At 57.1% G+C, this 18,250-nt stretch carries 19 protein-coding genes; all 19 read right to left on the reverse strand.

The features are described 5' to 3' along the window. Positions 1–59: 59 nt before the first annotated feature. On the reverse strand, positions 60–848 hold the full coding sequence (locus AACY07_RS18950) for a protein phosphatase CheZ (protein WP_133076019.1): 789 nt from the start codon (positions 846–848) through the stop codon (positions 60–62). A 20-nt stretch (positions 849–868) separates the two neighbouring features. Then, on the reverse strand, positions 869–1,240 hold the full coding sequence (locus tag AACY07_RS18955; RefSeq protein ID WP_019828845.1) for a chemotaxis response regulator CheY: 372 nt from the start codon (positions 1,238–1,240) through the stop codon (positions 869–871). A gap of 202 nt (positions 1,241–1,442) precedes the next feature. Beyond that, a complete protein-coding gene (gene fliA / locus AACY07_RS18960; RefSeq protein WP_019828842.1) occupies positions 1,443–2,183 on the reverse strand; it encodes an RNA polymerase sigma factor FliA in 741 nt (246 codons plus the stop codon). Then, positions 2,183–3,010, reverse strand: coding sequence for a flagellar synthesis regulator FleN (fleN, locus tag AACY07_RS18965; RefSeq protein ID WP_095028721.1), 828 nt, complete (start codon positions 3,008–3,010; stop codon positions 2,183–2,185). Before fleN ends, fliA begins: the two co-directional genes overlap by 1 nt. A 119-nt stretch (positions 3,011–3,129) precedes the next feature. Then, the gene (gene flhF, locus AACY07_RS18970; RefSeq protein ID WP_095021423.1) at positions 3,130–4,446 is read right to left on the reverse strand and encodes a flagellar biosynthesis protein FlhF; all 1,317 of its coding nucleotides are present in this window, start codon (positions 4,444–4,446) and stop codon (positions 3,130–3,132) included. An 11-nt stretch (positions 4,447–4,457) separates the two neighbouring features. Further along, positions 4,458–6,587 carry a flagellar biosynthesis protein FlhA gene (gene flhA, locus AACY07_RS18975; RefSeq protein ID WP_133076257.1) on the reverse strand — a complete coding sequence of 710 codons (2,130 nt, stop codon included), beginning with the start codon at positions 6,585–6,587 and terminating at the stop codon, positions 4,458–4,460. Between the two features lie 126 nt (positions 6,588–6,713). Further along, positions 6,714–7,658 carry a fimbrial protein gene (locus AACY07_RS18980; protein WP_339476780.1) on the reverse strand — a complete coding sequence of 315 codons (945 nt, stop codon included), beginning with the start codon at positions 7,656–7,658 and terminating at the stop codon, positions 6,714–6,716. Between the two features lie 45 nt (positions 7,659–7,703). After that, positions 7,704–7,895, reverse strand: a complete 192-nt coding sequence (locus AACY07_RS18985) for a hypothetical protein (protein ID WP_339476782.1) — start codon at positions 7,893–7,895, stop codon at positions 7,704–7,706. A 120-nt stretch (positions 7,896–8,015) separates the two neighbouring features. Further along, complete coding sequence (locus AACY07_RS18990) at positions 8,016–8,954, reverse strand: fimbrial protein (RefSeq protein ID WP_339476784.1); 939 nt, start codon at positions 8,952–8,954, stop codon at positions 8,016–8,018. 45 nt (positions 8,955–8,999) lie between these two features. After that, positions 9,000–9,554 (reverse strand): fimbrial protein, encoded by a 555-nt coding sequence (locus AACY07_RS18995; protein WP_339476787.1) that lies wholly within the window; start codon positions 9,552–9,554, stop codon positions 9,000–9,002. Positions 9,555–9,567: 13 nt separating this feature from the next. After that, positions 9,568–10,047 carry a fimbrial protein gene (locus AACY07_RS19000; protein WP_339476790.1) on the reverse strand — a complete coding sequence of 160 codons (480 nt, stop codon included), beginning with the start codon at positions 10,045–10,047 and terminating at the stop codon, positions 9,568–9,570. A gap of 13 nt (positions 10,048–10,060) precedes the next feature. After that, on the reverse strand, positions 10,061–10,555 hold the full coding sequence (locus tag AACY07_RS19005) for a fimbrial protein (RefSeq protein WP_339476792.1): 495 nt from the start codon (positions 10,553–10,555) through the stop codon (positions 10,061–10,063). 9 nt (positions 10,556–10,564) lie between these two features. Further along, entirely contained in the window at positions 10,565–11,161 is a 597-nt protein-coding gene (locus AACY07_RS19010; protein ID WP_445261391.1) for a fimbrial protein, read from the reverse strand. Further along, positions 11,154–11,915, reverse strand: coding sequence for a fimbria/pilus periplasmic chaperone (locus tag AACY07_RS19015; protein WP_339476794.1), 762 nt, complete (start codon positions 11,913–11,915; stop codon positions 11,154–11,156). Before AACY07_RS19015 ends, AACY07_RS19010 begins: the two co-directional genes overlap by 8 nt. Continuing rightward, complete coding sequence (locus AACY07_RS19020; RefSeq protein ID WP_339476796.1) at positions 11,912–14,398, reverse strand: outer membrane usher protein; 2,487 nt, start codon at positions 14,396–14,398, stop codon at positions 11,912–11,914. Before AACY07_RS19020 ends, AACY07_RS19015 begins: the two co-directional genes overlap by 4 nt. A 700-nt stretch (positions 14,399–15,098) precedes the next feature. Beyond that, positions 15,099–15,632 carry a fimbrial protein gene (locus tag AACY07_RS19025; RefSeq protein WP_339476799.1) on the reverse strand — a complete coding sequence of 178 codons (534 nt, stop codon included), beginning with the start codon at positions 15,630–15,632 and terminating at the stop codon, positions 15,099–15,101. Positions 15,633–16,054: 422 nt separating this feature from the next. Then, on the reverse strand, positions 16,055–17,191 hold the full coding sequence (gene flhB / locus AACY07_RS19030) for a flagellar biosynthesis protein FlhB (RefSeq protein WP_133076011.1): 1,137 nt from the start codon (positions 17,189–17,191) through the stop codon (positions 16,055–16,057). A 6-nt stretch (positions 17,192–17,197) separates the two neighbouring features. Continuing rightward, complete coding sequence (fliR, locus tag AACY07_RS19035) at positions 17,198–17,980, reverse strand: flagellar biosynthetic protein FliR (protein ID WP_133076010.1); 783 nt, start codon at positions 17,978–17,980, stop codon at positions 17,198–17,200. Continuing rightward, on the reverse strand, positions 17,981–18,250 hold the full coding sequence (fliQ, locus tag AACY07_RS19040; protein WP_019828826.1) for a flagellar biosynthesis protein FliQ: 270 nt from the start codon (positions 18,248–18,250) through the stop codon (positions 17,981–17,983).

Raw genomic sequence — 18,250 nt, forward strand, 5'->3', positions numbered from 1 at the left:
CGTGCTCCTTGAGAAAGGCCCGCGACGCCAGGCAACAGCGCCCGCACGTCTATCGAGTCCTAAAAACCTAAACTGGACAGCAAATCGTCTACATCATCCTGACCGGATACGACGTCATTACGTGTATCGGCATGAATCTGCGGACCTTCACCCTTGGCCTGGTTTTTTTGCGAATTATTTTCAGCACGCAACGCATCACGGTCGTGTTCGATGCCGGCAAAGCGGTCTACCTGACTGGCCATCAGCACCAGTTTGAGCAGATTGCTTTCAACGTCCGTGACCAGTTGCGTTACCCGCTTGATGACCTGACCGGTAAGGTCCTGGAAATCCTGGGCCAGCAAGATGTCGGTGAGGTTGGCGGACACGACCTGACTTTGCTCGTCGCTACGCGTCAAAAAACTGTCAACCCGACGCGCCAGCTCGCGAAACTCCTCGGCACCGATTTCACGGCGCATGAAGCGACCCCAGTCTGCACTCAGGGCCTTGGCTTCCTGCCCCAGGCCGTTGACCAGCGGCGTGCTGTTTTCCACCAGGTCCATGGTTCGATTGGCGGCCGCTTCCGTGAGCTTCACAACATAAGCCAGGCGTTCCGTGGCATCCGTGATCTGCGACACTTCTTCGGCTTGCGGCATGCTCGGATCAATATGGAAATTGACAATTGCACTGTGCAGTTCACGGGTCAGTTTGCCGACTTCGCGATACAACCCGCGATCACGGGTCTGGTTGAGTTCGTGAATCAGCTGCACTGCATCGCCAAACTGGCCTCTTTCAAGGCTTTCGACCAATTCGTGAGCATGTTTTTTCAGGGTCGACTCAAAATCGCCCTGTGTAGATTCTTTATGCTCCATAGCGCCCCCAAGGCAACCGATCAACCGATGCGATCAAAGATCTTCTCGATCTTGTCTTTGAGTGCGATAGCCGTGAACGGCTTGACCACATAGCCGTTAACACCGGCCTGGGCGGCTTCGATGATCTGCTCGCGCTTGGCTTCGGCGGTCACCATCAGCACCGGCAAGTGCTTGAGTTTTTCGTCGGCGCGCACGTGGCGCAGCAACTCGATACCGGTCATGCCCGGCATGTTCCAGTCGGTCACCAAAAAGTCGATGTGACCCAGATTGAGGATCGGCAACGCCGTGATGCCGTCGTCCGCCTCGACCGTGTTGGTGAACCCCAGGTCACGCAACAGGTTTTTAATGATCCGCCGCATCGTTGAAAAATCATCAACGATAAGGATTTTCATGTTCTTGTCCAATTCGACCTCCAAGCAGTCTTAAACGCGCCCGGTCTGGGGACACGCCATTCAATCAATTCGTTTTCAAACACCGCCAGAATCGACTGTGGGAGCGGGCTTGCTCGCGATGCTGGCGGCGCGGTTTTTCTGATTCACCGTGTCGATCCCATCGCGAGCAAGCCCGCTCCCACAATAAGTACGCGTGTTCCCGTCAGTGCGCTCGCCACTGGCTCAGGCGTGCACGCAGCCGCGCTGCGCACTGGCTGTGCAGCTGGCTCACACGGGACTCGCTGACCCCCAGCACTTCGCCGATTTCCTTGAGGTTCAGTTCCTCGTCGTAGTACAGCGCCAACACCAGCCGCTCACGCTCGGGCAGATGGGCAATCGCATCGGCCAGCGCGCCCTGGAAGCGTTCGTCTTCCAGATCGCGGGACGGCTCCGGGTGAGCACTTGCGCCATCCTCATGCAGCCCTTCGTGTTCGCCGTCCTGCAACAAGTCGTCGAAACTGAACAGGCGGCTGCCCAGGGTGTCATTCAAGATGGCGTAATAATCATCAAGGCTTAACTGGAGTTCGGCCGCAACTTCATGATCTTTAGCGTCACAACCGGTTTTTGCTTCAATTACCCGAATTGCATCGCTGACCATGCGCGTATTGCGGTGGACAGAGCGCGGGGCCCAGTCGCCTTTTCGCACTTCATCGAGCATGGCGCCACGAATGCGAATCCCGGCATAGGTCTCAAAACTCGCCCCCTTGGTGGCGTCGTATTTGCCCGACACCTCGAGCAGCCCGATCATCCCGGCCTGGATCAGGTCGTCCACCTGCACGCTGGCCGGCAAGCGCGCCAACAGGTGATAGGCGATGCGCTTGACCAAAGGGGCGTAGCGCTCGATCAGCTCGTACTGGCTGTCACGGGACGCCTTGCTGTACATGCGATAGCCACTGGCGGTCATTAAAAGCGCCCCCCTGCTTGCTGCACCAGACGCTCGACAAAGAACTCCAGATGCCCGCGGGGGTTGGCGGGCAGCGGCCAGGTGTCGACTTTCTGGGCGATGGCTTTAAATGCCAGGGAGCACTTGGAGCGCGGGAACGCTTCGTAGACGGCCCGCTGTTTTTGTACGGCCTTGCGCACGCATTCGTCATACGGAACGGCGCCCACGTATTGCAGGGCCACATCGAGAAAACGGTCGGTGACTTTAGTCAATTTGGCGAACAGATTGCGCCCTTCCTGCGGGCTCTGGGCCATGTTCGCCAATACGCGAAAGCGGTTCATGCCGTAATCGCGATTGAGCAGCTTGATCAGCGCATAGGCATCGGTGATCGATGTCGGCTCGTCGCAGACCACCAGCAGCACTTCCTGGGCGGCGCGCACAAAGCTGACCACCGACTCGCCAATCCCGGCAGCGGTGTCGATCACCAGCACATCCAGATTGTCGCCGAGGTCGCTGAAGGCCTGGATCAGACCGGCGTGTTGCGCCGGGCTCAGTTGCACCATGCTCTGGGTGCCCGAAGCCGCCGGCACGATACGAATCCCGCCAGGGCCTTGCAGCAAGACATCGCGCAGCTCGCAACGCCCCTCGACCACATCGGCCAGGGTGAATTTGGGGGTCAGGCCCAGCAGGACATCGACATTCGCCAGTCCAAGGTCCGCGTCCATCAACAGAACGCGCCTGCCCAGCTCGGCCAATGCGATGGACAAGTTGACTGAGACGTTAGTTTTACCGACGCCACCCTTGCCGCCGGTCACTGCGATCACCTGTACGGGATGCATGCTGCCCATGATCTTTTTTTACCTTGTCTTACTTAGACGCGGCTACATGCGTTGGCTGCCCGTTCCCCATTGGAACAAAACCTTCAGACCATCAGATGTAGGTACATTGCAACGTAATCTTGACTACCTCAGCCTACCCGCTTGGGAGGGCTGTGATAGATATCAGCGAACATATCGGCCATGGCTTCTTCGCTGGGTTCTTCCTGCATTTGCACACTCACTGCGCGACTCACCAACTGGTGACGGCGCGGCAGGTGAAGGTCATCCGGAATCCTTGGACCATCGGTGAGGTACGCCACCGGCAGCCCGTGACTGATCGCCAGGCTCAACACCTCGCCCAGGCTTGCCGTTTCATCCAGTTTGGTCAGGATGCAACCGGCCAGCCCGCAACGCTTGTAACTGAGGTACGCCGCCGTCAGCACCTGTTTCTGGCTGGTGGTGGCCAGTACCAGATAATTTCTGGCCTTGATGCCCCGCCCTGCGAGGCTTTCCAGCTGCAGGCGCAACGCCGGGTCGCTGGCTTGCAGCCCGGCAGTGTCCACCAGCACCACGCGCTTGCGCACCAGTGGCTCAAGGGTCTGACCCAACGACTGACCGGGGGCCACGTGGGTCACCGGTACGTTGAGAATCCGGCCCAGGGTCTTGAGTTGCTCCTGGGCGCCAATACGAAAGCTGTCCATGCTCACCAGGGCAATGTTCTGCGCGCCGTACTTGAGCACATAACGCGCCGCCAGCTTGGCCAGCGTGGTGGTTTTACCCATCCCTGCGGGGCCGACCATCGCGATCACACCGCCCTCTTCCAGCGGTTCCAGCTCAGGCGTGGCAATCATGCGCGCCAGGTGCGCCAACAGCATCCGCCAGGCCTGACGCGGCTCCTCGATGCCGGCCACTTGCGCCAGCAGATCACGGGACAGCGGCCCGGACAGGCCGATACGCTGCAGGCGACGCCACAGATTGGCCTGGGCAGGCTTGGCATCCTGCAACTGGCTCCAGGCCAGCGAGCCGAGCTGCACTTCGAGCAACTCGCGCAAACCGTTGAGTTCATGACGCATGTTGTCGAATGCGCGCTGATCAATCGTCGGTGCGGCTGGCGCAGGTGCAGGGCGCGGCGGCTCTTCAAGGGTCGGCTCGATCAACGGCTCGGCGGCGGTCAGCGGCAGACCGGCAAACAACTGACGGTTGTCCCCCGCCTCGCCCTCACCGCGCAGGCTCAACTCGGCCTGGGCCGAGACAATCCGCGACTGGGTCTTGCGCAGCTCTTCTTCGAGCTCAATGTTCGGTACACGGGGTGCCAGCGCGGACAGCTTGTAGTCCAGGGCCGCGGTCAACTCAACGCCCCCGGCTATCCGGCGGTTGCCAATAATGGCGGCGTCAGCCCCCAGCTCATCACGAATCAGCTTCATGGCCTGACGCATATCGGCGGCGAAAAATCGCTTCACTTGCATAAACCAAACCCTCAGCCGTTAGGGCCTACTGTCGCAACGATCGTGACCTGCTTGTTGTCAGGGATTTCCTGGTAAGCCAGTACATGCAGGTTGGGCACCGCCAGACGGCCAAAACGCGAAAGCATCGCGCGTACCGGGCCTGCCACCAACAAAATCACTGGATTACCTTGCATCTCCTGACGCTGAGCAGCGTCGATCAACGAGCGCTGGAGCTTTTCTGCCATGCTTGGCTCCAGCAACACGCCCTCTTCCTGGCCTTGTCCGGCCTTCTGCAAACTATTGAGCAATATTTGTTCCAACCTTGGCTCCAAGGTGATCACAGGCAGCTCAGACTCAACGCCTACAATGCTTTGCACGATGGCGCGCGACAACCCGACCCGCACCGCGGCAACCAAAGCGGCAGTATCTTGACTCTTATGGGCATTGTTCGCGACGGCTTCGGCAATGCTGCGAATATCACGCACCGGCACCTGTTCAGCCAGCAGGGCCTGCAACACTTTGAGCAGTTGGGACAGGCTCAGGATGCCCGGCACCAGCTCCTCAGCCAGCTTGGGTGAAGACTTGGCCAACAGTTGCATCAACTGCTGCACTTCTTCATGACCGATCAGCTCATGGGAGTGTTTGTACAGAATCTGGTTAAGGTGGGTCGCCACTACCGTACTGGCGTCCACTACGGTATAGCCCAGCGATTGCGCCTGACTGCGCTGGCTGACCTCAATCCACACCGCTTCCAGACCAAAGGCCGGATCCTTGGTGGTAATGCCGTTGAGCGTGCCGAACACCTGCCCCGGATTGATTGCCATCTCGCGGTCCGGGTAGATCTCGGCCTCGGCCAGGATCACCCCCATCAGGGTCAGGCGATACGCACTGGGGGCCAGGTCGAGGTTGTCGCGGATATGCACGGTGGGCATCAGAAAGCCCAGGTCCTGGGACAGCTTTTTGCGCACGCCCTTGATCCGCGCCAGCAACTGGCCACCCTGATTGCGGTCAACCAGCGGAATCAGCCGATAGCCAACCTCCAGGCCGATCATGTCGATGGGCGTCACGTCATCCCAGCCCAGCTCCTTGGTCTCCTGGGCGCGGGCAGGCGATGGCAACAACTCCTGTTGGCGCTTGACCTCCTGCAGGGCCTGGACCTTGACCACGTTCTGCTTCTTCCACATCAGGTACGCGACGCCACCGGCGACTGCCGCCAGGCTGAGAAAGGAAAAGTGCGGCATGCCCGGCACCATCCCCATCACAGCCATCAGGCCTGCCGACACCGCGAGTGCCTTGGGTGAGGCAAACATCTGGCGATTGATCTGCTTGCCCATGTCTTCGGAGCCCGAAGCACGGGTCACCATGATCGCGGCAGCGGTAGACAGCAACAGGGACGGCAACTGCGCCACCAAACCGTCACCGATGGTCAGCAAGGCGTACACCTTGCCCGCTTCGCTGAAGGTCATGCCGTGCTGGAAGATACCGACGGCCATGCCGCCGATCAGGTTGATAAACAGAATCAGCAGACCGGCGATGGCGTCACCGCGCACGAACTTGCTGGCACCGTCCATCGAGCCGTAGAACTCGGCCTCCTGGGCCACTTCCTGACGGCGGGCCTTGGCCTGGTTCTGGTCGATCAGACCGGCGTTGAGGTCGGCATCGATTGCCATTTGCTTGCCGGGCATGGCGTCGAGGGTAAAGCGGGCGCTCACTTCGGAGATACGCCCGGCACCCTTGGTCACGACCACGAAGTTGATGATCATCAAAATCGCAAAGACCACGATACCGACGACGTAGTTGCCACCGATCACCACTTCACCGAAGGCCTGGATCACCTTGCCTGCGGCGGCGTGACCTTCATGACCGTGGAGCATCACCACCCGGGTCGAGGCCACGTTCAGGGCCAGCCGCATCAGAGTGGCGACCAGCAAAATGGTGGGGAACACCGCAAAATCCAGCGGCCGCAGGGCGTAGACGCACACCAGCAGCACCACAATCGACAGCGCGATGTTGAAGGTGAAAAACACGTCCAGCAGAAACGGCGGAACGGGCAACATCATCATTGCCAGCATCACCAGCAACAACAGCGGCACACCCAACTGTCCCCGACCCAGGCCGGCCAGACCGCTGCGCGCGGTGTTGATTAACTGAGAGCGATCCAGTGACATTGCGACAAACCTTTAGCAAACTTTTGACGCCATGTGCGCCGTAGAGCCTGCCTTTGCAAGAAACCTTCCAACTTTGGCCAATACGACTGAAACCGTCGTTTGCGCACGCGTCAGCCAGGTTCAAGGCACACTCATTACCAGCGTGGCACTCCCCGTGAAAGGCCCTGCGGCAGGAAAGCTGCCAGGTTTGCGAATAAGCGAAAACACGACCGTGTCCCTCCCTGAACTGTTGCTGATAGTGCCCCTGAACGAACCTCCTGTAGGGACGACTACATTGCTACGCAGCAAAGCGGTGGCCAGGTTGGCATTGCTGGTGGCAAGGGCACTTGAGTTGAACGAGGAGGCAGTTCCCCTGAACGTGACGTTTATGGGGGAGTAAATACCCGGGTCAGGGCATGTGTAATTGAGAGTCACAATTTTCAAGTTGGGTGAGCTGTGTGGTGTTTCCCCAACCGCAACGGGGTCCACCGAACCAAAGTCCACATCAAGTGGATTGTTATTGTTAATCGTGCAGGTGGACGGGCTCAAGTTGAGTGAGTTGCGGGCATATACATTGACAAACGTGCTGAACTCCCTCTCCGCCCCCCAAAACGTAAAGGGACGTATAGTCAAAGTAATGGTCGCGATGAGTGTCCCTGATCGGATGTTGATATAACTCCCCGGTGTCGTGGTGATGTTTAAATATGGCCGACCTGGCACACTCACATAAGACTCATTTCTCTGTACCGAAAGGAGAATACCGCCCCTCACAGGTATCGGATAATAAGCACTCCCGCTTACGCTCAACCCGCCCTCGAGACTGCTGTAACTTGGACTCAGCCTTACAGCTCCGGGATAGGTCACTACGTGTTGATAGGGACTTAAAGAGCTAGGCATTCCATGTCTGCAGTCCATCGTATAACCATCGAGCACAATTTTTCCGAGACTGGTGTTTGCTGTCACATCGACATAAACATTAAACCCATAAGTATCCGCATTAAGCCAGGCGCCGCCATTGACTCGACACTCCGCTGCGCTGGCGACGCGAGCCAGCATCAGTATCATCAGCCCAATTAAATGCTTCATATCAATCTCTCCACTGTAAAACAGCATTACATTAGTGGTGAACTTTCAAGGACAGGCCAAGGTAAAGATCGAAACAGCCGTCACGTTTCCAGCCGTTAGTGATCGATTGGCAAGAAACAGCGGAACGGGCAACATCATCATTGCCAGCAACAACAGCGGCACACCCAACTGTCTCCGACCCAGGCCGGCCAGACCGCTGCGCGCGGTGTTGATTAACTGAGAGCGATCCAGTGACATTGCGACAAACCTTTAGCAAACTTTTGACGCCAAGTGTGCCGTGGAACCTGCCTGTTCAAGAAGCCTTGCAACGTTGGCCAATACGACTGAAACCGTCGTTTGCGCACACGCCGGCCAGGTTCAAGGCACACTCATTACCAGCGTGGCACTTCCCGTGAAAGGCCCTGCGGCAGGGAAGCTGCCGGGTTTGCGAAAAAGCGTAAACAATACCGCGTCGCTGCCTGAGCTGTTCGTTATGCGAGTCCTGAAAGAACCTCCCGGAGGGACCAATGCGCTAAGACGATGCATGCCAGCGGCAAGATTAGGGTTGCTTGTGGCAAGGGAACTTGAGTTAAACGAAGAGGCCGCCCCCACCAGCTTGATATCTATGGGTGAGTCGATAGCCCTATCAGGACATGAATAATTCAGAGTGACACTTTGCCTGTAGGGTGTGCCGGCAGGTATGTCCCCCCCGATTACAGCAGGATCCACCGAACCAAAGTCCACATTAATTGGGTTATTATTATTAATCGCACAGGTTGAGGGATTTAAATTGATTGCATAGATCGAATACACATGGACTTGCGTAAAGACCTCCTTGATTTTTACTGAACCTCTAAAGACCTTTATCCACATACGAAACGCAAACACCTTTGCTCCCGCAGGTATTTCAATATAACCATTAGGCGGTGAATTAACAACTATAAAAGGGCTCCCCCTACTAAGTACCAATGTATTCCCAAGTGGCTGATCCCCTATGAGAATACTGGACACAGGTGATGAGTGATAACTACCACCCAGCTTTAAGCCAGTTTTGTAATGAGCAAATCGTGGCGCCAATAAAACAGGATCGTAAGTAGTCCATATTTCGACCCTATCGCTGCCTAACTGCCTGCAGGCAACGCCTAAATTCGGCACAAGCCTCCCTCCTTCAGCAGCGACAAGACCACTTAAAAACAGAGCATCAGCTCTAAGATCATCAACTTCAACATTCGTCCAGGCGGAACCACCCGCTTGACATTCTACAGCGCTGGCGACATTAACCAGCATCAACAACATCATTCCAATTAGATATCTCATATACATCTCTTCACTATAAAATAGCCTGACAAAAGGGATGCGGCCTTAGGGGTAGTTCAACATAAAAATCGAAGTAGCCGTAAAGTTACCGGCCGTTATTGATCGATTGGCAATGGCCTGTGGCTCAGCTTTAATAAATGCCTTAAAGGAAATGACATTGGCGCCATTACTCAATAGCTGCCGGTCACTGACCACATTTAACGGCACCGGATTATCGCCGGGCGTTTCTATTCCGATGGCGACTCCCGCAGCTGTACTGCCACCGCCCAGCGCCAGCAAACCGGGCAACGCAGGGCTCTCATTACCGCTGAACCTGGTCGTGACAAAGCTGCTGATACGGGTGTCGCACCCTTCAAGGTGGATCTGGAAAGGCTTGCTGACCGTGCGGGTGTTCAGGTAAAGGTACTGGCTCGAAGCTTCCAGCTGATCCAGCACGATCGCCTCATCGCCGGGCCTGAACGAGCACGCCTCGGCCACAAGCCCCCCGCTGAAACGCAGATTGTCCGCAGCCCTGGCACTGGCGGGCAACAACAAGGGCGCCCCCATCAGCAGTGCCAATGCCAAGGGTTTCCAGCCTCTGGTTTCTATCTGAATGCGCATGGAATACCCGCCTTCACTCGTAGTAGGCCAGCAACGTTGCGGAGGCCGTAAACCCTCCCGATGCGAGCGAGCCCCCCGAGCGCTTGACCAGAACCGCTTCCAATACCGGAGGGCTCGACGGATTGATCGACACAGGTGTGTTGAGGGTGAAGGCAATGCCATTTCGCAAGAGTCGAACCCCCATGTCTGCAGCACTGGTCTGCACCGCGGCCGGGTCAAACGTCGTTGCCGTGCCCTGTACCGTCAACATCATCCTCCAGGGCAATGGGCTGGCAGCGCAGTTGATCGTATAACTCAAGGGCTGACGGTAGTTCACACCGTCGACGGCATTGATGCCCACGTAGTTGAAGTTGATATCGATCGTACTGCCGCTGCTGATGGTGCAGGGTGGCGGCTCTACCAGCGTGCCGCGGAACGAGAGGTTTGCCATTGCGTCGGGGCCAAAACCCAAAGCGCACAGGGTAAAAAAAGCAGAGAGTTGCCAACGTTTCATATGTGAATCCTTCTTATCGCAGGGCAACCACTAACGTAGCGGTGGCTGAAAACGCCCCGCCAGTCAGTGTGCGGCCAGGTTTTTTTACCAGCACCGCTTCCATTCTTGGCAAAGTGGGGTATGTGAAATTCAACGCACGGTTGAGGGGCCAGGCAACACCGCTTACCAGAAGCTTGACCCCGAGATCATTCTTGCTGGTACGCAGAACTGCACTGTCAAACCCGGCCCCACTGCCACGCAAGGTCAGCGTCATGCTGTTCGTTGGCTGTGGCCCGCACGTCACCGTATAGGGCACCGTCACGCGGTAGTTCAAACCGTCAACCCGGTTCGTGACTACCTCGTTGCCGAATGAAATATCAAGCGTGCTGCCACCGTTAACAACGCAAGGCACAGGCGCCATGACCACGCCACGGATAGACACACTGACGTCTGCCCGAGCACCTTCGCAGAGGATCAGCAGCAAACAACCACAGGCGAGCAGAACCCGTGAAACAGATGGCATGCTCATCGTTTTTCCTCACTCATACATAAGCCTGAAATCAACCGTGGCCCGAAAGGCACCATTGCTCAGTGCAGCCGAGGTGCGGGTTGGCTGGACCTGCCACGTCAGAGCGTCATCGCCGCGCTCCAGAAACAAGGGTTCACCGCCAGATCCCAGGCGCACGTCTCGCCCAAGGGCATCGGTCAGTCGCAGTCCCATGCCTGTAACACCCTGCACTTTGACCAGCCGCGGATCGTGCGCATCGGCTGGCGCCACAAAAGCTACGGACACCACAGGCTGATAGGCGCTCCACACCAGCTTGCCTGTGCGGGCATTCAGGCTGCTCCCGGAAGCACGCTGGCAATCGAGCAAGCGCAACTGAAAAGCCACGGGGGATGCCTGATCACCAGGGCGCATCAATTGACTGCGTGGCACGCTGCCAAGGTCTATGGCCTGATCCGCCGAAGCCATGTCCAGCACACAAGGGGAATTGTGTAGTGAACCCGATATATCCAGAACGCCGCCCATGCCCTCAACCTCGGCACGGCCCTGCACGGCATGCAATGCCAACCACAAACAACTCAGCGCCGCTACCCTGCCGGGTGTGATGGGGCGTCTGCGCCAGCTATTCATTGGCTGAAGACGCTTGCTGGTCCACCTTGCAGGTATCACCGGTACAACTGAACACCAGCGTCGGACGGCCACCGTAATCATTGACATACGTCAGCAAGGGCGCGGTACCCAATGCAGTCACCGTCGCCCCCAACTTCAATGAATCTTTTGGCGAGACCATGAGCGGCTCAAAACCCGGGGCGGTTTCTGCGCCCTTGCCCCGACGGGCATCAATCAGGGTGATGTAGTAGGGGGTGGGGTTATTGACCCGATAGTGATCACCCTCACGGGTAAGGGTCAGTTGTTGCTGCCAGGGGTCTGATTGCTCCTGCTGGCCAGGGACTATCGAAGCCGGGCGGTAAAACAGCTTGATACGGGTCTGCAAGGCAATTTGCAGGCTGTTGGCCTTGTCGCTGCGGGGCGGGATTTCCCGCAGATTGAAGTAATAGATAGTCTCACGGTCCTGGGGTAACGATTTGACTGCCGGTAGCGACTGGACTTTCACCTGACTGCGCTTGCCGGGCTCCAGGCGCTGGACCGGCGGCAGCACGATCAGCGGCGAGGTGATCTTGTTGCCCTGCTCATCCTCGACCCAGCCCTGGGCCAGGTAAGGCAACTGGGTGTTGTTGTTGGTGATGCTCATGCTGACGGCATCTTTGTTGCCATCAAACACCACCCGGGTGCGATCAAGGCCTATGGCAGCATTCGCGTTGTTGAACAGACTCAACGTCAAAAGGGCCAGCGTTGCAGGCGCACAGCGCAAATTCAGAATCATGTGGACTTTTTCTCCGTATCGATAAGTGAGGTCAGCGGCGCTGGCGCAGGGTCGAGGATTTGGCAGGGCAGCTTCAGGGTCGTGGTCAGTCCGTCATCCGGCAGGCTTGAAGGCATGATCAGCGTGCAGCGTTCGGCCCCTCCCCAACTGACAGTCATCCGTTCCCCGGGGCGAATTCCGCTCAGGTAGACGCTGCCACCGTCATTGACGATGCCGGTGTCCTGCTGTTTTTCATTCTTCACCGTGGCCCCGAATGGCGGGACGCTGCTGTCAGGCAGACTCAGCAGCACCATCGCTTTGTGGCCGGCAATCACATCCAGCGTGCGATAGCCGATGGCGCCTTCAGTCAGGGTCAGTTGGGTCACGGACTGCGTCGCTTCGACATTGGCGGGCAGGTTCTCCAGGTCAATACTGGCGCCCGTGCGCAAAAAGCTGCTGACATCGGCGATCACCGCCTTGCCAAACACATTGCTGCGGGTGGGCGTGCCATACCCCCGCACCGGCACATCGGGCACACCGCTGGTGTCGATCAACAACCGGGTGCCACCGGTGCCGGACGTTCTATGCCCTGCTCCCCCCCTGGACGTGAGCGTGGCACCGCCTCGGGCAGAAACATTGAGGCTGGTGTAGTTGTTTTCTTGCTGGGCGACACTCGCAGAGATTTCAGCCTGATCACCGATATGGCTCAGATAACCGCTGACTGACGTATTACTGGCTGACAGTTGATAGCTGTTGCGCTCATCCAGTCGGTCACTGAAACGTGCGGCGTAACTGTTTTTGCCCAGCGAGTTGCTGGCGGTGGTGGTCAGGGTGCCCGAGCGGCCCAGCGGCAGGCTGAGCGACAGGTACATCCCGTTGCTGTTGTTGGAGATGCCGTTGTGCTGGTTGCGTTCCTGATTTCTGAACACGTTAAGTGACAGGTTCATGTTTTTAACCGTTCCCGCACTGAAATAGCGGGCCAGCGACAGATTCCATCGCTCACTGGCCGGTCGATCCCAATAGGACTGGTTGCTGTAATTCAAATAGACGGAAAGCCCTGCATCGCGAAACTGCTTGTTAAAAGTCGCCGTGTAGAGTGACTTGCTGCCCCCCACAGGCCCTCCGTAATGACGGGCGTTCAGGTATTCACTCATGCTCAGGTAGTTTTTTTCGGAAAAACGGTATCCGGCAAACGTGATCTGACTGTCGTACTCGTCGAATTTTTTCGAGTAGCTCAGGCGATAGGAGTCACCCGACAAGGCCTTGTCGTGAAGCGTGGCACTGGCCCGTGTGACATCGAATGACATCGCACCGAAAGCCAGCAGGTCGCGCCCTGCCCCGACAGAAAGTGCTGTGTAATTGTTATCACTGATACCACCGCCATACAGGGACCAGCCATTACTGACCCCCCAGGAAAACTCCCCCGTCCCGAAGGTACGCCCCTGCCCGCCATCATGAAGGCTTGAGGGCTGGCCGGTGGCCAGCTTGTAGCGCACGGTGCCGGGCCGCGTGAGGTAGGGAATGCTGGCGGACTCAACCGTGAAAGTGGTGACGCTGCCGTCCTGCTCTTCGACCCGGACATCGAGCGTACCGGTGACGGCCTCATTGAGATCCTGAATGCGAAAGGGCCCCGCCGCGACCAGCGCCTCATAAAGCACCCGACCTTGCTGACTGATGATGACCTTGGCATTGGTCTTGGCCACACCCACGACTTCGGGCGCGTAGCCGCGCAGGTTAGGCGGCAACTGGTTGTCATCAGAGTTAAGGGCAATGCCGTTGAAACGAAAGCTGTCGAACAGGTCCGAGTAGAGGTAGTTCTCCCCCAGCATCAGCCGCGACTGGATGGACGGCAACGAGCGATACGCATAAAAGCGGCTCCACTCAAGCCGTTGTTCACGGCTGTTAGTTGCCTCTTCGATACGACCTTGCCAGTCAGCGCGAAAGCGCCAAGGGCCTGCGTTGGCACCAAACGTACCATTGCCCGTCAAGTTGGTGCGCCGGGCCGTGTCGCGCTGGTTGATGGACTGCGCCGTCAGGTTGTAATCGATCAATACACCGGGCACGCCGTCATCCCACCGCGAAGGCGGGTCCCAGTTCAAGGCGTTGTACTCCAGGTAAGCCTGGGGTACGGAAATATACAGCGTGGAAGTACTCAGGTCGCCGCTGACTTCCATCCCCGGCAGGCCGCTGATATCCAGGCACTCTGTACCCCTCCACCAATTGAGCCCGACTTGTTTTTCGCCCTTGAGGCCCAGTTGCTCTACCAGATCAGGTGACAGGCAAGCCTGGCTGCCTTTGGCGTCGTCGTCCGGCGGATAAAAGGCAATGCGCTGCTCCGCCAGCAACTGCGTGTTGATCTGCACTTGCATTGGGTAAGTACCCGGCAAGATAAATCCGCTACGCGAAAACTGTGATAAATCGATGTTGGTGCGATCGTTCAGATCGAGAATGTCGGTATTGAACTGAATGTCTTCAACGGCAAGCACCTTGCCTCCCATTGTCATCAGCCCGCTCAATACGCCCGTCCAAAAAAGCGTTTTGGCAACTGAGTGGTCTCGCAAATCAAGCAGCCCGTACATGTCAGAAATACTCCAGCCTGAAACGCACCGCCGCACGATGAGATCCAACCGCCATAGGGCTTCCGTTGCCAACCATTTGAAGGGTGTATCGCAACTCCTGATCTCCTCCGGAGAGAGATATCAGGGACATGGGTACGCCCGGAACACTTTGCTGCCCTTGCCAGTCCGTAATGCGCAAGGCCAGACCTCTTGTGGAGCCCGCAGCGGCAAACAACTTGCCGCCACTGTCGGCCTGTCCATCAAAGGTCACCCTGACATGCTGCCAATCGGGCAGAAACGCACCCGGGCGACCAGGATCAGGCCGTACCAATGAACACTTGACTAAACGCAATGTGAATGTACGCGGTGCACTTTCACCCAGGCGAATAAGTTGCCCCATGGGCAGAGGATCAAGTTCGATCACTTGATAAAGACTGTTCGCATCCAGTGCGCACGCGGAATCAATAACTTGCCCAGCTAACGTGACCCGACCGCTCCCCTGATACAGCTACTCTGCACTGACCGTATCGAATGAAACAGCAAATAGAATAAACGCGCCGACAACTTCCAACTTCGAGAGTATTTTCACACCCAACTCCCACCTGTAGTTGCCCTGCTACCGGGTGAGCGGTAGCAGGGCAATCACTTACTGATAAGCCAAGGAGAAGTTGGTCACAGCAGTAAACACGCCCGGTGTGATATCGCCCGTGGCCTTGCCTTTCAAGTAGGCACCAAAGGTCAGGGTATTTTCGCCCGTCTGAAGGAGTTGCGGCCTGGTCGGTGCTCCCAGAACGATCGGGGTTCCAGCACCATCGACAATCATAATGCCCGCGCCTTGGGCCGTACCGGCAATACCCAATGCCCCTGTCACGTCTGTCGAGGCTGCACCTGTAAAGATGGCCGTGACTGTTTTGTCGGTGAGTGCCGTCAGCGCACATCCGGTCAGTTCGATTTGAAAGTTCTCAGGACTGGTAACACCACCAGTGCTCAGTTGCGACTTGGCAACTTGCCCCAGTGGAATCGTCTGATCAACACTGGTTGGCTGGATAGAGCACGCCGCTTCGAGGATTTCCCCCTCGAAACTGATCGTGCCTGTACCGGCACCTGCCGCATGAACTCCCGATATAGAAGCCGCCAGAATGGCCATGGATGCCATGACTGTTTTAAAAACAACATTCATTAAAATGTCTCCCATACAAACACTGTTAAACCATATGGAACGAATATGGAGTTGAGTTGTTTATTTAATTCAGAACACAGTCAAATATCTTTCCTGTGATCGAGTGCAGCCCTATAAAAAGAGCGGAGGGAATTTAACAATCAAATCATTAAAAAATATGCAAGACATTGACTAACAAGGCGCAGGAATTTTATTACCGGCACGCAGGATAATTTTATAAAAAATAAGGAAACTTCGAATGCAAACGTAGGAAACCAGTAATAATTGAAAGCTTCTCAATCACCGGCGCATTGAAGTAATGACTATATGTCTTCCACGAAACATATCGCAAGCACTTCAACTCTACTATATTTGTTACTTAAGAATACTTACACGCACTTCATTCAAGCACTATCTAATGCAATGAAAGAATTAACGGCGTCTCAATCATCGCGCTTCAAATCCGGCGGGATTGGCAGGTCCTTGAGCGCGTCCGGGTGCTTGCCCTTGCCCGCCTGGTGCTGGCGGATCTGGTACACATAGGCCAGCACCTGGGCCACGGCCAGGTACAGCCCGGCAGGAATCTCTTGCTCCAGTTCGGTGGAGTGGTAGATCGAACGCGCCAGCGCAGGAGACTCAAGCAGCAGGATGTTGTGCTTTTCACCAATCTCGCGAATCTTCAGCGCCAGGAAATCACTGCCCTTGGCCAGCAACATCGGCGCCGCGCCTTTCTCCGGGTCGTATTTGAGGGCCACGGCGTAATGGGTCGGGTTGGTGATAATGACATCCGCATCCGGGATCGCCGCCATCATCCGCCGTTGCGACATGTCGCGCTGCAACTGGCGAATCCGCTGCTTGACCTCGGGCCGTCCCTCCTGGTCCTTGTGTTCGTCGCGCACTTCCTGCTTGGTCATCAGCAGTTTCTGATGGCTTTCCCACAGCTGCACCGGCACGTCCACGGCGGCAATCAGGATTAACCCGCAGGCCATCCACAAGGCGCTCCAGGCCACCACTTGCAGGCTATGGATCACCGCCAGCTCCAGCGGCTCATGGGCGATGCGCAGCAGGTCGTCGATATCGGACTTCAACACCAGCAAGGCCACGATCAGGATGATGAAGAACTTGGCCAGGGCCTTGAGCAACTCGACCAGCGCCTTGGCCGAGAACATGCGCTTGATCCCCGCTGCGGGGTTCATGCGGCTGAATTTAGGGGCCAGGCTGCCAGCGGCGAACAGCCAGCCACCCAGGGAAATCGGCCCGACCAGAGCGGCGATCAGCAAGGTGACCAATACCGGCTGCAGGGCAAGCAGGGCGATTTTTCCCGAGTGGAGTAAAAACAGGCCCATGGAGTCAGGATTGAGCAGCACCTCGCGGCTCAGGCTGAAGTTGTAGCGCATCAGCTCCATCATGTCCTGGGCCAGCGCACCGCCAAAAATCAGCAAACCCGCCGAGCCGGCCAACATGATGGCCAAGGTATTCAGCTCTTTTGAGCGTGCGATCTCGCCCTTTTCCCTGGAGTCCTTTTTCCGTTTCTCCGTGGGGTCTTCTGTTTTATCGGCACCGCTTTCACTCTCTGCCATAGCGGTCTACTTCGCCTGTGCCAGTTCACGTAAAAACTGCAGGGCCTCGGAGGCCAGCGGTTGATACTGGTTGAGAATGTCCGCCATGCTGATCCACAGAATCACCATGCCCAGCACCAGGGTCAGCGGAAAGCCGATGGCAAAAATATTCAGTTGCGGCGCGGCCCGGGTCATCACGCCAAAGGCGATGTTGACCACCAGCAACGCGGTGATGGCAGGCAGCACCAGCAGCAGCGCTGCCCCCAGCACCCAACCGAGCTTGTTGGCGATTTCCCAGTAGTGATGGCTCAGCAACCCGCCACCCACCGGCAAGGTGGTGAAGCTCTCGGTGAGTACCTCAAACACCACCAGATGGCCGTTCATGGACAAAAACAACAAGGTCACGAGCATGGTGAAAAACTGCCCGATCACCGCCACGTTAACGCCGTTGGCCGGATCGACCATGGACGCAAAGCCCATGCCCATCTGAATCGCGACAATTTGCCCGGCCACCACGAACGCCTGGAAAAAAAGCTGCAACGAAAACCCCAGTAATGCACCAATGATGATTTGCTCGGCAATCAGCATCAGGCCGCTAAGGTCCAGCGGGTTGACGACGGGTAGCGGCGGCAGGCTGGGCATGATCGCCAGGGTGATCGCCAATGACAGAAACAGCTTGATCCGCTTGGGCACCAGGGTCGTGCCGATGATCGGCATGGTGGTCAGCAGTGCGCCCACCCGAAACAGCGGCAGCATAAAGCTGGCGACCCAGGTACTGATCTGCGCGTCCGTCAGGGCCAGAAGCGACATTTAACCGATCAACTGCGGAATGCTGCCGTACAACTGCAGGATGTATTCCATAAAGGTCTGCACCAGCCAGGGCCCTGCCACGATCAGGGTGATCAGCATCACCAGCAGTCGCGGGAGAAAGCTGAGGGTTTGTTCGTTGATCTGGGTCGCCGCCTGAAACATGGCCACCAGCAACCCGACCAGCAAGCTGGGGATCACCAGCACGGCGACCATCAGGGTGGTCAGCCACAGCGCACTGCGAAACAGGTCAACTGCAACTTCTGGGGTCAT

The sequence above is a fragment of the Pseudomonas sp. RL_5y_Pfl2_69 genome (genome assembly GCF_963970465.1).
Classification (GTDB): domain Bacteria; phylum Pseudomonadota; class Gammaproteobacteria; order Pseudomonadales; family Pseudomonadaceae; genus Aquipseudomonas.